12 protein-coding genes are annotated in these 14,317 nt (G+C 74.0%); 10 read left to right on the forward strand and 2 right to left on the reverse strand.

Going from position 1 to position 14,317, the window contains the following annotated elements; genetic code table 11:
- Positions 1-24: 24 nt before the first annotated feature.
- From ACQKQD_RS14395 to ACQKQD_RS14425, 7 genes are all read left to right on the forward strand, one after another.
- Positions 25-1,626: a YcaO-like family protein gene (locus ACQKQD_RS14395; RefSeq protein ID WP_091679484.1), complete on the forward strand. Its 1,602-nt coding sequence runs from the start codon at positions 25-27 to the stop codon at positions 1,624-1,626.
- The gene (locus ACQKQD_RS14400; protein ID WP_427508676.1) at positions 1,623-2,495 is read left to right on the forward strand and encodes a sugar phosphate isomerase/epimerase family protein; all 873 of its coding nucleotides are present in this window, start codon (positions 1,623-1,625) and stop codon (positions 2,493-2,495) included. The genes ACQKQD_RS14395 and ACQKQD_RS14400 overlap by 4 nt, the downstream gene beginning before the upstream one ends.
- Before the next feature lie 85 nt (positions 2,496-2,580).
- The gene (locus ACQKQD_RS14405; protein WP_427508677.1) at positions 2,581-3,819 is read left to right on the forward strand and encodes a glycosyltransferase family 4 protein; all 1,239 of its coding nucleotides are present in this window, start codon (positions 2,581-2,583) and stop codon (positions 3,817-3,819) included.
- Between the two features lie 42 nt (positions 3,820-3,861).
- The gene (locus ACQKQD_RS14410) at positions 3,862-4,620 is read left to right on the forward strand and encodes a PIG-L deacetylase family protein (protein ID WP_427508732.1); all 759 of its coding nucleotides are present in this window, start codon (positions 3,862-3,864) and stop codon (positions 4,618-4,620) included.
- On the forward strand, positions 4,610-5,239 hold the full coding sequence (locus ACQKQD_RS14415; RefSeq protein ID WP_427508678.1) for a uracil-DNA glycosylase: 630 nt from the start codon (positions 4,610-4,612) through the stop codon (positions 5,237-5,239). The genes ACQKQD_RS14410 and ACQKQD_RS14415 overlap by 11 nt, the downstream gene beginning before the upstream one ends.
- A 152-nt stretch (positions 5,240-5,391) precedes the next feature.
- On the forward strand, positions 5,392-6,480 hold the full coding sequence (locus ACQKQD_RS14420) for a lysylphosphatidylglycerol synthase domain-containing protein (RefSeq protein WP_020092580.1): 1,089 nt from the start codon (positions 5,392-5,394) through the stop codon (positions 6,478-6,480).
- A gap of 19 nt (positions 6,481-6,499) precedes the next feature.
- Positions 6,500-7,771 (forward strand): ATP-binding protein, encoded by a 1,272-nt coding sequence (locus ACQKQD_RS14425; RefSeq protein ID WP_427508679.1) that lies wholly within the window; start codon positions 6,500-6,502, stop codon positions 7,769-7,771.
- On the opposite strand, the gene ACQKQD_RS14430 is transcribed toward ACQKQD_RS14425, so the two are convergent.
- Complete coding sequence (locus ACQKQD_RS14430; RefSeq protein WP_427508680.1) at positions 7,753-8,364, reverse strand: glutathione S-transferase family protein; 612 nt, start codon at positions 8,362-8,364, stop codon at positions 7,753-7,755. The two genes, ACQKQD_RS14425 and ACQKQD_RS14430, sit on opposite strands and share 19 nt — an antisense overlap.
- Positions 8,365-8,538: 174 nt before the next feature.
- Between ACQKQD_RS14430 and ACQKQD_RS14435 the strand changes: the two genes are divergently transcribed.
- From ACQKQD_RS14435 to ACQKQD_RS14445, 3 genes are all read left to right on the forward strand, one after another.
- The gene (locus ACQKQD_RS14435) at positions 8,539-11,013 is read left to right on the forward strand and encodes a heavy metal translocating P-type ATPase (RefSeq protein ID WP_427508681.1); all 2,475 of its coding nucleotides are present in this window, start codon (positions 8,539-8,541) and stop codon (positions 11,011-11,013) included.
- Positions 11,010-11,477: a Cu(I)-responsive transcriptional regulator gene (gene cueR / locus ACQKQD_RS14440; protein WP_427508682.1), complete on the forward strand. Its 468-nt coding sequence runs from the start codon at positions 11,010-11,012 to the stop codon at positions 11,475-11,477. Before ACQKQD_RS14435 ends, cueR begins: the two co-directional genes overlap by 4 nt.
- 99 nt (positions 11,478-11,576) lie before the next feature.
- Positions 11,577-12,749, forward strand: a complete 1,173-nt coding sequence (locus ACQKQD_RS14445) for a M20 aminoacylase family protein (protein ID WP_020092575.1) — start codon at positions 11,577-11,579, stop codon at positions 12,747-12,749.
- Between the two features lie 107 nt (positions 12,750-12,856).
- On the opposite strand, the gene ACQKQD_RS14450 is transcribed toward ACQKQD_RS14445, so the two are convergent.
- The gene (locus ACQKQD_RS14450) at positions 12,857-14,257 is read right to left on the reverse strand and encodes a leucyl aminopeptidase family protein (RefSeq protein ID WP_427508683.1); all 1,401 of its coding nucleotides are present in this window, start codon (positions 14,255-14,257) and stop codon (positions 12,857-12,859) included.
- Positions 14,258-14,317: the final 60 nt, after the last annotated feature.

Genomic DNA, 14,317 nt, shown 5'->3' on the forward strand with positions numbered 1-14,317 from the left:
GTTCGAGGAAGACGGGAACACGACGTGACCAACGCAGACGCCTTCCACGACCAGGACGACCGCGCCCGCCACGAGCGGATCAAGGCGCCGCGCCCCTACCGTTTCGGCGCCAAGCGGCCGATCGAGGGCCTGCCCGAGACCCTGCCCGACCCGGTCAAGGCCTATCTCGACGTGCTGCCGGAGGGGCGCGTCGTCGGCTTCCCGCTGGCACCGCTCGATCGCACCGGCATCCCGGTCTGGTTCGTGGCCCTGTTCCTCGACGACCCGTTCTTCGTGGGCGCGATGCCATCTGGGATCGGCTACGGCGCCACCGACGACGAGGCGCTGATCGGCGCCGTGGCGGAGATCGCCGAGAACCTGATGCCGTCCCTCGCGGTGCTGCCCCGCGCGAAGGAGCGGGCGAGCTATACCGATCTCGCCCGCGTCTACGGCGCCAAGTCGGTCGCCGACCCGCTGACCCTGTGCCTGCCCGCCGGGTCCCCGGTCGGCCGCGACACGGTGCTCGAGTGGACGCCCGCGATCCGCCACGCCACCGGCGAGATCGTCCTGATGCCGCTCGACGTCGCCGCCACCGACTATTTCGAGCTGTCGGAGGGCTACAAGCCCTTCACCAACCTGATCACCAACGGCCTCGGCGCCGGGCCCGACGTGCCCTTCGCGCTGGGCCACGGCGTGCTGGAGCTGCTCCAGCGGGACGGCAACGGCCTGCTGTTCCGGGCCCTCGACCAGGGCGTGATGCTCGACCTCGACGGCATCGGCCCGGAGAACGCCGCCATGCTGGCCCGGCTGAAGGCGCTGGGCATCCGGGCGCTGCCGAAATTCGCCACCGACCAGTTCGGGCTGACCAACCTCTACGTCGTCGGCTACGACGAGGATCCGGCGCGCACCCCGGCGCCGATCGCCCTCTCGGCCTGCGGCGAGGCCTGCGACCCGGACCGGGAGCGGGCGTTGCGCAAGGCGCTGCTGGAGTTCCAGGCCGCGCGGGTGCGCAAGACCTTCGGGCACGGCCCCCTCGACATGGCCGCCACGGTGACGCCGCCCGGCTACGTCGACGCCTTCATCCAGAAGGCGCTGCCCAGCCTGGACCTCGAGGAGAGCCGCGCACTCCAGGCCATGCTCGAATGGATCGAGATGCCGGCGGCCGACCTGCGCGGCGTGCTCGCCGACACGGTCTATTCCGAGCGCAGCACGAAGCGATTTACGGAGTTGCCCTCCACTCCGGCCGCCGACGGCCATGCGCGGGGGAAGATCGCCTGCGACCGGCTGCTCGAAGCCGGGTTCGACGTGCTCTACGTCGACTGCACACCGCCGGGCGGCGGGGTCGGCGTCGTGAAGGCGATCGTGCCGGGGCTCGAGGTCGAGACCATGAGCTATTACCGGATCGGCGAGCGCAACACGAGGAAGCTCATCGACCGCGACCATCCGCTCATCCAGTTCGGCACCGAGAGCGAGACTTTGCGGCCGGTGCGTCTGACCCCTGAAGCCCTGGAGCGGTTCGGCGGCCAGCCGCTGTTCGACGTGGCCCTGGCCGAGCGGATCGTCGGGCGGCACTATCCGCTCTACCGCGAGCCGGAATCGCACCACGCGCCGTTCCGCCTCGCCCAGCGGAAGGGGAGGGCGGCGTGACGCTCCGGTTCGCCTACAACACCAACGGCGCGGCCAACCACCGCCTCGACGACGCGATCCACCTGATCAAGGCGGCGGGCTACGACGGCGTGGCGCTCACCCTCGACATCCACCATCTCGACCCCTTCGCCGACACCTGGGCGGCGGAAGCCGGCCGGGTGGCGAGCCTGCTGGAGAAGCTGGAGCTGACCTGCGTCATCGAGACGGGCGCCCGCTTCCTCCTCGATCCGTCCGCCAAGCACGAGCCGACGCTGGTGACCGCCGACGCCGCGGGCCGCGCCCGGCGGGTCGGCTTCCTCAAGCGGGCGATCGAGATCGGCGCCATGCTCTCCGCCGAGGCGGTCTCGTTCTGGGCCGGCGTTCCGAAGCCGGGCGTGGATCCTGGCGAGGCCCGGCGCTGGCTGGAGGAGGGGCTGCACGAGGTCGCCTCGTTCGCCGCCGAGGCCGGTGTCGTGCCCTGTCTGGAGCCCGAGCCCGGCATGCTGATCGAGACGCTCGACGACTACGCTTCCCTCTCCGTGCCGGGCTTGAAGCTCGCCCTCGACACCGGCCACTGCCTCGTCACGGGCGAGCGCGAGCCGGCGGCCGCCGTGCGGGAATTCGCCGACCGGATCGGCACCGTGGCGATCGAGGACATGAAGCGCGGCAGCCACATCCACCTGCCGTTCGGCGAGGGCGACATGGACGTGCCGGGTGTCCTGGAGGCCCTGGAGGCGGTCGGCTTCGGCAAGCTGATCTGCGTCGAGCTGTCCCGCGAGAGCCACCGGGCCGACGTGATGATCCCGCAGGCGCTAAACTATCTCCGCGGCTGTCGGCGCCCCGGCCCGGTCCTGGCCGGCGAGCAGGAGACGCGGCGGCAATGGCAGTGAGAGCCGAACCGCGGCGAGGCGAGAATCGGGCACGGGAGAGGGGGCGCCTCGGCGCGTCGCCCGGTCAATTCGAAGGTGCGGCGCGATGAGAATCCTGTTCCTCAGCCGCCGCTATTTCCCGGCGATATCGGGCATGAGCGTCTACGCGCAGAACCTGCTGCGCGAGCTGGTCGGCGCCGGCCACGACGTCACGATGATCTCGCAGTACCGGGGCGACGACTTCGGCACCCGGGTCTACGGGGGCGGGCCGCCCCCGCCGGTGCCGGGCGTTCGGGTGATCGGCCTGGAGCAGCTCGGCGAGCAGGCGTCGGGCGACTTCGAGCGCGACATCGCCGCGATGGTGGACGCGATCTGCCGCGAGCACGCCCGACAACCCTTCGACATCCTGCACGCGCAATACGGTTACCCGACCGGCTGGGCGGTGCTGCTCGCCGCGCGCGAACTCGGCGTGCCGAGCGTCGTCTCGATCCAGGGCGGCGATGGCCACTGGGTCGGCTCTTGCTGCGAGACCCACCGGGTCGCCATGTGCGAGGTGCTGGCCCACGCCAACGCGCTGCTGATCGGCGGCGCCTCCTTCGTGGACGAGGTCTGCGAGCGGCTCGGGTCGGACCCCGCCCGCTTCACCATCGTGCCCGGCGCGGTCGACACCGACCGGTTCGCGCAGGGCACGCCCGACGGGCTGCCCGCGCCCCATCCGGGCCCGGTGCGGCTGTTCTACCACGGCCGGGTCGACCGCCGGAAAGGCGTGCTCGACTTCATCGAGGCCCTGGCGATCCTGCGCGCGCAGGGCACGCCGTTCGCCGCCACCATCTCGGGGATCGGGCCCGACGTGGACCCGGCCAAGGCGCTCGCCGCCGAGCGCGCCTTCTCGGAGCGGGAGATCGCCTTCACGGGCTACGCCGAGTACGCCACCGTGCCCGACCTCTACCGCCGCGCCGACGTGTTCGTCTCGCCGACCTACGCGGAGGGCTTCTCCAACACGATCCTGGAGGCGCTCGCGGCCGGGCTCGCCACCGTCTCGTGCCACGCGGTCGGCGTCTCGGACTGCCTGCGCGACGGGGAGAACGGGCTGCTGGTGAACCCGGGCGACGTCCCGGCGCTGGCCGCCGCGCTCACCCGGGTCATCGCGGACGCGGATCTTCGCCGCCGCATCGCGACGGCCGGCTTGGAGGAGTGCCGCCGCGTCTACTCGTGGCACGCGGTCGGGCGGCAGATCATGGACGTCTACGCCCGCGTGCGCGGCGAGCGGCCGGCCACCGGCTTCTCGCCGGATCTGCCCCACGATCCGACTTGTCGCTTCCGCGCCGAGCCGCACCTGCTCTGAGCGCGCGGGTTGGAACCCATCGAGACCGTCGCACCCCGGACCATGCCCACCGCGCTCGCCCTCTCGCCCCATCTCGACGACGCGGCCTTCTCGTGCGGCGGCCTCCTGGCAAGCCTCGCGCAAGCTGGCTGGCGCGTGGTGATGGCGACACTGTTCACCGGCAGCGTCGCCGAGCCGAGGGGCTTCGCGCTCGCCTGCCAGCTGGACAAGGGGCTCGGACCGAAAGTCGACTACATGGCCCTGCGCCGGGACGAGGATGTCCGGGCTGCCGCGGCGCTCGGCATCGCGCCGCCCGTCCACCTGCCGTTCCGGGAGGCGCCGCACCGTGGCTACGGCTCGGCGCCGGAGCTCTTCGCCGACACGCGCGCCGACGACGGCGTCGCGGCCGAGCTGGCACCGGCCATTGCGGGGCTGATCGCCGCGGGGAGTCCCGATCTCCTCCTAGCTCCGCAGGCGATCGGCGGGCACGTCGATCACGTCCAGACCGTGCGGGCGCTGCGCGGCCTCGCGCCGGCGCAGCCGATCCTGTGGTGGCGCGACTTTCCCTACACGGTGCGGGAGGCCGCCCCGAAGGCGCCCCTCGCCGACCTGTTCGCCGACCTCGCCGAGCCGGCGATGCGCCTCGCCCCGGAGGCCCAGGCCCGGAAGCGCGCCGCCTGCGCGGCCTATGCCAGCCAGATCGGCTTCCAGTTCGGCGGCGTGGCCGGCCTCGACGCGCGCCTCGCCCGGGAGGAGGGCACCGAGCGCTTCCGCCGCTCGGGAAGCCTCGGCCTCACGATCCCCGGCCTCGATGCCGGCTGAGCCGCGGGCGCCGAAGGCGCTGGCCGATCCGGAAGCCCTCGCGGCCCGCCGCGCCCTGATCGACAGCCCCCACATCGCACCGATCCGGGTGCTGGCGGCGCGCGTCGCGGCCGAGCGCGGCGCCCCGGTCCCGGCGCCCGACCCCCTGGACGGCGGCGTCGGCGCGCGGATGCTCCTCCTCCTCGAGACCCCCGGCCCGGCGGTCCTGCGCACCGGCTTCGTCACCCGCGACAGCGCGAACGGCACGGCCGCGAACCTGTTCCGCTTCCTCGCCGAGGCCGGGCTCAGCCGGGCCGACACGCTGATCTGGAACGCGGTCCCCTGGCTCATCCACGCCGAGGGCGCCCGCAACCGGGCGCCCCGCCGGGCGGAGGTGGCGGCGGCCGCGCCCTATCTGGCCCCGCTCCTCGACCTGCTGCCGCGCCTCGCCGTGGCGGTGCTGGCCGGCCGCTTCGCCGGCGAGGCCGCGCCCGCCCTCGCGGCGCTCCGCCCCGACCTTCCAGTGATCCGGGTGCCGCACCCGAGCCCGACCTATGTCTGCACCGCGCCGGAGGTGCCGGAGCGGATCCGGCGCGGCCTCGCGGAAGCGGCCGCGATCCTCGATCGGACCTCCGGCTGAGGATAGATCGCCCGTCACGGGCCTGCCTTCCCTGGCCTTGCGCCCCGGTTCGGCCTACATGCGGGGCAACGGGCCGCGGTCCGGGAGATTCCGGCACGGGCTGACGGCCTTCGGGCCGGGCCGCGCAGCCGGAAGGGCGGACGCCGATCGGCATGAATTTTCAGGGACAGCACCGGAGCCCGGCCGAGCCGGTCGAGCCGGTCCAGCACGATGCCGAAGCGGGCTCGAAGCGGAAGAGCCGGCGCAGCCGCTATGCCTGGATCGGCACGGCGGCCAGCATCGTGCTGTTCGCCGTCTCCCTCGGCGTCCTGTGGAAGCTCGTGCAGAGCGTCAGCTGGGCGGAGGTGCGCAGCGCCATCGCGGCGGCGACCGCCGAGCAGCTCGGGCTCGCCTTCCTGTTCGTCGGCATCAGCTACCTGTTCCTGACCGGCTACGACGCGCTGGCCCTGCGCCAGCTCAAGATCAAGGTGCCGTACCGGATCACCGCGCTCGCCTCCTTCACGAGCTACGCGGTGAGTTTCACTCTCGGCTTCCCGCTGCTCACTGCCGGGACGATCCGCTACTGGATCTATGCCCGGCAGGGGCTCTCGACGGCCAAGATCGCCGCGCTCACCGTCATCGCCGGCTTCACCTTCTGGCTCGGCATGGGCGTGGTGCTGGGCCTGAGCCTGATCATCGAGGCCGGCCAGCTCGCCGGCCTCGCCTTCACATCGATCCGGATCAACCAGGGCGTCGGCCTCGCGGCGCTCGCCCTGGTGCTCGGCTACCTCGCCTGGGTCTCGGCCAAGAAGCGCAGCATCACCGTCAAGCAGTGGCGCCTGGAGCTGCCGGGCGCCTCGGTCTCCATCGGCCAGATGATCGTCGGGATCGGCGACGTCTGCGCGGCGGCGGCGGTGCTCTACGTCCTGCTGCCGCAGGAGACGACGCTCGGCTTCACCACCTTCCTGGCGATCTACGTGCTCGCCGCCATGCTGGGGATCGCGTCGAACGCGCCGGGCGGGATCGGGGTGTTCGAGGCGACGATCCTGCTCGCCCTGTCGAGCCTGCCGCGCAACGAGGTGCTGACCTCGCTGCTGCTGTTCCGGGGCTGCTACTACGTCGTGCCGTTCGTGACCGCCCTGGCGATGCTCGGGCTGTACGAGATCGTCAAGCGCGCGGGCGGCGCCCGCGATCCCGGGCCTCCGGAGGGCACGGCCGGCCCGTCCGGCCGGGCGTGGCACGACGAGTCCGAGCCCCGCTGAGCGGCCGGCCGCGCCCGCCATGTCCGGCCGCCTGCGCAGCTCCCCCGCCTGGACCGGCGCCGCGATCGCCGCGGGCCTGCTCGGGCTCGCCACCGCCCTGGCCGGGCGGCTCGATCTCCCACTGATCCTGATCGGCCTCGCGGCGATCTGCCTGGGCGGCTGGCTCGGCGGGCGCGGCCGCGAGGCGCCCGTGCCGCGCCCGGCCACCACCACGCCGCGCCACGCCGTCGCCGAGGCGCTGCTCGCCCACGTGCCGGACCCGGTCATCCTGGTCGACCGGCGCACCCTGGTGCTGGAGGCCAATCCCGCCGCGCGGGCGCTCCTGCCGGCCCTCCACCAGGCCCGGCCGCTGTCCTTCGCGCTCCGCGACCCGGAGGTCCTCGACGGCATCGAGGCGGTGCTGAGTTCGGGCCTCCCGCGCCGCGTCGCGCTGTCGACCCGGGTGCCGCTGGAGCGGACCTTCGATGTCCAGATCGGCGCCCTGCCGATGCCCGACGGGTCCGGCGTCAGCGCGCTGCTGTTCCTGCGCGACCTCACCGCGGCCCGGCGCCTGGAGGCGATGCGGGTCGACTTCGTCGCCAACGCCAGCCACGAGCTGCGCACGCCGCTCGCCACCCTGATCGGCTTCATCGAGACCCTGCAGGGGCCGGCCCGCGACGACGCGCAGGCCCGGGAGCGCTTCCTGGAGATCATGCGCGTCCAGGCCCTGCGGATGACGCGGCTGATCGACGACCTGCTGTCGCTGTCGCGGATCGAGCTGCGCGAGCACGTCGCCCCCACCGCGGTGGTCGATCTCGGGGCGCTCGCCCGCCAGATGGTCGACGCCCAGGGCCCGCCCGCCGAGGCGCGGGGCGCCACGATCCGGCTGGAGGAGGGGGCGGGGCCCTACGCGGTCCCCGGCGACGCCGACGAGCTGGCGCGGGTGATCGAGAACCTGATCGAGAACGCCGTGAAGTACGGCGGCGGTCGGATCAGCGTCGGGCTCGCCCGCGAGGACGACCCGCGCCTCGGGCGCCGCGTCGTCCTGTCGGTGGCCGATGACGGGCCGGGCATCCCGCCCGAGCACATCCCGCGGCTGACGGAGCGCTTCTACCGGGTCGACGTCGCCTCGAGTCGCGCCCGCGGCGGCACTGGGCTGGGGCTCGCCATCGTCAAGCACAGCCTCAATCGCCACCGCGGCCGCCTCGCCATCGAGAGCGCGACCGGCGAGGGGACGACCGTGCGGGTCAGCCTGCCCGAGTACGGCGCCGCGCCGCCTCGGTTCGCGGCCGATCAGGCCGGCCCGGTATAGGGGCCGATCCCGAGCCCGGCCTCGACGCGCCCGACCCAGGCGCGGATCGCCGGGTAGTCCTTGAGGTCGAAGCCCCCCTCGTGGGCCATGCGCGTGTAGGCGACGAGCGCCACGTCGGCGAGGGTCAGGGTCTCGCCCGCCATGAAGGCCGAGCGCCCGAGGGTGTCCTCCATCAGCCGCAGGGCGTCGGCGCCGCGCTCGGCGAGCTTCGGGTCGAGATCCTCGGGCGCCCGCTTGAGGTAGTGGAGCTGGTAGCGGCGGACCGCGATGTAGGGCTCGTGGCTGTACTGCTCCCAGAACATCCACTGCAGCATCCGGGCGCGGGGCAGGGGCTCCGCGGGGACCAGCGCGGAGCCCTCCGCGAGGTAGACGATGATCGCGTTCGATTCCGACAGCACGGTGCCGTCGGGCAGGACGACGATCGGCACGCGGCCGGCGGGGTTCAGGGCGAGGAACTCGGGTTTGCGCGTCCCACCGCCCGGGACGTCGACGTCGCGCCAGACCGCCGGGATGCCGAGACGCGCCGCGACCCACTTGACCTTGAGGCAGTTGCCGGAACCCGGATCGCCGTAGATCGTCAGCGGCTCGCTCATCGGTGTCCCCGTCGCTCCGGTGGGCGGTGACCTTGGCCGGGCGGGCGCGATTCGACAACGGCCGCGGCCCGCATCGACCGGCCGGATCCGGAGCCTCGCCCGCGAACCCTTGACCTTCCCATCATGGGAAGCTCCATCTGACTGGGCATGGATGCTTCCAACCGGACCACCGCCATGTCGAGATCCGTCGCCCTGACCCTCCCCGTCGAGGGCATGTCCTGCGCCTCCTGCGTCGGCCGCGTCGAGCGCGCCCTCGCGGCGCTGCCAGGCGCCCGTGACGTGGCGGTGAACCTCGCCACCCACCGCGCCAGCCTCGTCCTCGACGGGGCGACGAGCCCGGGCGACGTCGCGACGGCGCTCGCGGATGCCGGCTACCCCGTCCCAGAGACGCAGAGCCTGCTGGCCGTGGACGGGATGTCCTGCGCGAGTTGCGTCGGCCGCGTCGAGCGGGCGCTGGCCGCCGTGCCGGGGGTGACCGGCGCCAGCGTCAACCTCGCCGCCGGCCGGGCCGCGATCCGCCATCCCGAGGGGGTGGTGCCGATGGACGCGCTGGTGGCGGCCGTGGAGACGGCCGGCTACGAGGCCCGGCCGGTCGAGGCCGGCCACCCGGTCGACCCCTCCGCCCGTCAGGCCGAGGAGGGGCGCGCCCTGCGCCGCGACCTGATCGTCGCCGCCCTGCTGTCGGTTCCCGTCGTGGTCCTCGACATGGGCGGCCACCTTCTGCCCGCGCTGCACGGCGGCCCCGTGACGGCCCTGGTCCAGGCCGCGCTGGCCACCCTGGTCCTCGCCGGCCCGGGGCGGCGCTTCTTCCTGCGCGGCGTTCCGGGCCTGCTGCGCGGCCATCCCGACATGAACGCCCTGGTCGCCCTCGGAGCCGGCGCCGCCTACCTGTACTCGCTGGTGTCGACCCTGGCGCCCGACTTCCTGCCGGCGGGGGCGGCGCACCTCTACTTCGAGGCGAGCGTCCTGATCGTCACGCTGATCCTGCTCGGCCGGACGCTGGAGGCCCGCGCCAAGGGGCGCACCGGCCAGGCGATCGCGCGGCTGATGGACCTGACGCCGAAGACCGCCCGGGTCGTCCGCGACGGCGCGGAGACCGAGGTTCCCCTCGACGCCCTGCGCCTCGGCGACGTCGTCCGGGTGCGTCCGGGCGAGCGGGTGGCGGCGGACGGCGCCGTGGTGGCCGGTAGCAGCCACGTCGACGAGAGCATGGTGACGGGCGAGCCGGCGCCGGTGCGCAAGGGTCCGGGCGATCCCGTGGTCGGCGGGACGCTCAACGGCCGCGGCAGCCTCGACCTGCGGGTCGAGGCCGTGGGGGGCGCCACCGTGGTGGCGCAGATCGCCGCCATGGTGGAGCGCGCCCAGGGCGGCAAGCTGCCGATCCAGGCGCTGGTCGACCGCGTCACCGGGCGGTTCGTCCCGGCGGTGATCGGCATCGCCGCGGTGACCTTCCTGGCCTGGCTGGCGCTGGCGCCGGCCCCGGCGCTGGGTCCGGCCCTGGTCAACGCCGTCGCGGTGCTGATCATTGCCTGCCCCTGCGCCATGGGGCTGGCGACGCCGACTGCCATCATGGTCGGCACCGGGCGCGCGGCGGCGCGCGGCGTGCTGTTCCGCGACGGCGCGGCGCTGCAGGGTCTGCGCGACGTGCGGGTGGTGGCCCTCGACAAGACCGGCACCCTGACCGAGGGCCGCCCCCGGCTCACCGAGATCGTCCGGGCCGCGGGCGTCGCGGAGGACGCGGTGCTGGCCCTCGCCGCCGCGCTGGAGACCCGCTCCGAGCACCCGCTGGCCGGCGCCGTCGTGGCGGCGGCCCGCGAGCGCGGCCTCGACCTGCCGGAACCGGACAGCTTCGAGGCGGTGGCGGGCTTCGGGATCTCCGGACGGGTCGCGGGCCGGGCCGTGGCCCTCGGCGCGCCGCGCTACCTGGAGCGCCTCGGCGTCGCCCTTGACCCGGATCTCGCTGCCCGGGCCGAGGCGCTGGCGGGCGCGGGGCGGAGCCCGATCCACCTCGTCCTCGACGGGCGCCACGCCGCGATCCTGGCGGTGGCCGATCCCGTGAAAGCCGGCGCCCGCGCGGCGGTCGCGGCCCTGAAGGCGCGCGGCCTCGCGGTGGCGATGGTCACGGGCGACGATCCCGTCACCGCCGCCGGCGTGGCGCGGAGCCTCGGCATCGACGCCGTGGCCGCCGGGGTGCTGCCCGGCGGGAAGGTCGAGGCGGTCCAGCGGTTCCGGGCGGAACACGGGCCGGTGGCCTTCGTGGGCGACGGCATCAACGACGCGCCGGCGCTGGCCGAGGCCGATGTCGGACTGGCGATCGGCACCGGCACCGACATCGCCGTCGAGAGCGCCGACGTAGTGCTGATGTCGGGCGATCTGGAGGCCCTGGTCGAGGCCCTGGCGCTGTCGCGGGCGGTGATGGCCAACATCCGCCAGAACCTGTTCTGGGCCTTCGCCTACAACGCCGCGCTGATCCCGGTGGCGGCCGGCGTGCTGGTGCCGTTCGGCGGCCCGGCCCTGTCGCCGATCCTGGCCGCGGGCGCCATGGCGTTCTCGAGCGTGTTCGTCCTGGGCAACGCCCTGCGGCTGCGCCGGGCCGGCGGGCGTCCCGCGGCGGCCGAAGGGCCGGCGCTGGCCGCGAGGCCGGCATGAGCGCGGCGACCCTCACGATCGGCGAGGCGGCGCGCCGGACCGGCGTCTCGGCCAAGATGATCCGCTGGTACGAGGCGACCGGCCTGCTGCCGCCGGCCGCCCGGTCCGAATCCGGCTACCGCCACTACGGCGAGGCGGACCTGCACACGCTGCGCTTCATCCGCCGCGCCCGCGACCTCGGCTTCAGCGTGGACGCGATCGCGGATCTCCTGACGCTCTGGCGCGACCGCGCCCGGCCGAGCGCCGGGGTGAAGGCGATCGCGCAGGAGCAGATCGCCGATCTGCGCCGCCGCATCGCCGAGATGGAGGGCATGGCCCGGACGCTGGAGCACTTGGCGGAGGCCTGCTGCGGCGACGCGCGGCCGGACTGCCCGATCCTGGACGACCTCGCCGCGGGCGACCATCCACCCGCGCCGCGGCGGCGCGGGCGCGGGCGCGGGATCACGGGGCGGGGTGCGGCGTGAGCGGGGCGCAGCGGATACCGAGCTTGGCCGTTGACGGCGGCTCTGGCCCCGGCTTTGCTGGTCTGGCCCACCCGCAGAGGCCACGAGAGCCCCGCCCCGATGCCCGTCCTTGAACGGATCCGCGCCTTCGCCGACACGATGACGGCGTGGCGGCACGACCTGCACGCCCATCCCGAGCTGCTCTACGACGTCGACCGCACCGCCGGCTTCGTCGCCGAGACGCTGCGGTCCTTCGGCTGTGACGAGGTCGTCACCGGCATCGGCCGCACCGGGGTGGTGGGCGTCATCCGCGGCCGGGGACGCAGCTCCAACCGTGCCATCGGCCTGCGCGCCGACATGGACGCCCTGCCGATCCAGGAGGTGCGCGACCTGCCCTACCGCTCCACCGTGCCGGGCAAGATGCACGCCTGCGGCCACGACGGTCACACGACCATGCTCCTCGGCGCCGCCAAGTACCTCGCCGAGACCCGGGATTTCGACGGGGCGGCCGTGCTGATCTTCCAGCCCGCCGAGGAGGGGGGCGGCGGCGGCGAGGCGATGGTCGACGACGGAATGATGGAGCGGTTCGGGGTCGAGTCGGTCTACGGGATGCACAACATCCCCGGCATGGCGGTCGGCACTTTCGCGATCCGGCCGGGGCCGATCATGGCCTCGACCGATCGCTTCACGATCACGATCGAGGGACGGGGCGGCCATGCGGCCCTGCCGCAGAACGCCGTCGACAGCGTGCTCGTGTCGAGCCACGTGATCATCGCCCTGCAGAGCATCGTGTCGCGCAACCTCGACCCGGTGCAGTCGGCCGTGGTCTCGGTCTGCGCGCTGGAGGCCGGCGAGGCCTTCAATGTCCTGCCGCAGACCGTCACCATGCGCGGCACCATGCGCACGCTGTCCCAGGCCGTGCGCGGCGAGATCAAGGCGCGGATCGAGACCCTGGTGGCCGAGATCGCCGGCGGCTTCGGCGCGCGGGGCGGGGTCGCGTACGGGGCGAGCTACCCGGTGACCGAGAACCATCCCGCCGAGACCGATTTCATGGCCGGCGTCGCCGAGGCGCTGGTGGGTGAGGAGAACGTCGACCGGACGGTGGCGCCGATGATGACCGCCGAGGATTTCTCCTACATGCTCGCCCGTCGTCCCGGCGCCTACATGTTCATCGGCAACGGCGACAGCGCCTCGCTCCACCACCCGCACTACGATTTCAACGACGCGGCCGCGCCGTACGGGGCTTCCCTGTGGGCGCGCCTGATCGAGACCGGGCTGCCGCGCACGGCCTGAGCGCGCCCCCAGCCGCACCGTCATCGCGAGCGCAGCGACCCAGCCCACGCCGTTAGAGGTTGCGCAGCCCTGGGTCGCTTCGCTGCGCTCGCGATGACGGGAGGCGATCAGCCGCCGTAGCGGGCCTTGAGCAGCGCGTAGGTCAGCCGCGCCGTCTGGACCTCGCCGCCCTCCGGCCGGCCGGGCTTGGCGGAGGGGTTCCAGCCGTAGAGGTCGAAATGGCCGTGCGCCTTCGTGTTGGGCGCGAAGCGCCGCAGGAACAGGGCCGCGGTGATCGCCCCCGCGAACGGGCCGCCCGATACGTTGTTGAGGTCAGCCACCTTGGAATCGAGCAGGCTCGCGTAGGGCGCGTGCAGCGGCATGCGCCAGACCGGGTCGATCGCCGCCCGGCCGGCCCGCGCCACCGCCTCGGCCAGCGCGTCGTCCTCCGTGAAGAAGGCCGGCAGGTCCGGCCCGAGGGCCACCCGGGCCGCGCCGGTCAGGGTCGAGAAGTCGAGGATCAGGTCGGGGGAGTCCGCGTCCGCGAGGGCGAGCGCGTCGGCGAGGATCAGCCGGCCCTCCGCGTCGGTGTTGCCGATCTCGACGCTGAGCCCGGCCCGGCTCGGCAGCACGTCGCCTGGGCGGAAGGCGTTGCCCGCGACCGCGTTCTCCACTGCGGGGATCAGCAGGCGCAGGCGCAGGTTCAGGCCCGCGCCCATGACCATGTCGGCGGCGGCCAGCGCCGCGGCGGCGCCGCCCATGTCCTTCTTCATCAGCAACATCGCGGCCGACGGCTTCAGGTCGAGGCCGCCGGTGTCGAAGGCGACGCCCTTGCCGACCAGGGTCACGCGCGGCGCGTCCGCCGGCCCCCAGGTCAGGTCGATCAGCCGCGGGGCCCGGGGCGACGCGGCGCCGACCGCGTGGATCAGCGGGTACCCCTCGGCGAGGGCCGCGCCTTCCGTGACGGCGACGGAGGCGCCGTGGCGCTCGGCCACCGCCCGGGCGGCCGCCTCGATCTCGGCGGGTCCGAGATCGTTGGCCGGCGTGTTGACGAGATCCCGGCCCAGCGCCACCGCGGCGGCGATCCGCTCCACCTCGGCCGCGTCGATGCCGGCGGGCGCCGCGAGCCGGGCCTTCGTGCCGCCGCCGGACCGGTAGCGGCCGAAGCGGTAGCTCCCCATCAGCCAGGCGAGGGCGGCCTCGGCCGGCTCGGGAGCGTTGTCCAGGCGGAAGGTCCCCTCCGGCAGCAGCCCCGGCAGCTTGCCGGCGAGGAGCCTGTCGTAGGCCGCGGCCTCCGGATCGCCGAGGCCGAACAGGACGCGCGCGAGGCCGCCGTCCGGACCGGGCAGGAGCGCGAGGCTGCCCGCCTTCGGCTTGAAGCCGATGGCCCTGGCGAAGCTCCGCTGGGCGGGCTCCAGGCCGGACTCGACCGCCGCCCAGCCCCCGGTGGTGACCAGCGTCACCGGTACGGCCTGGGTGTCGCCGGGCAGGAGCCCGTGGGTCGTCGCCGGAATCTCGGCCTGGGTCATGTGCCTCTCGCGTGCCGCCCGGACCGGCGGCTTAACCGGTGATTAGGGTTAACGCTCTAT

This window comes from Methylobacterium sp. NPDC080182, assembly GCF_050281105.1.
GTDB lineage: Bacteria > Pseudomonadota > Alphaproteobacteria > Rhizobiales > Beijerinckiaceae > Methylobacterium.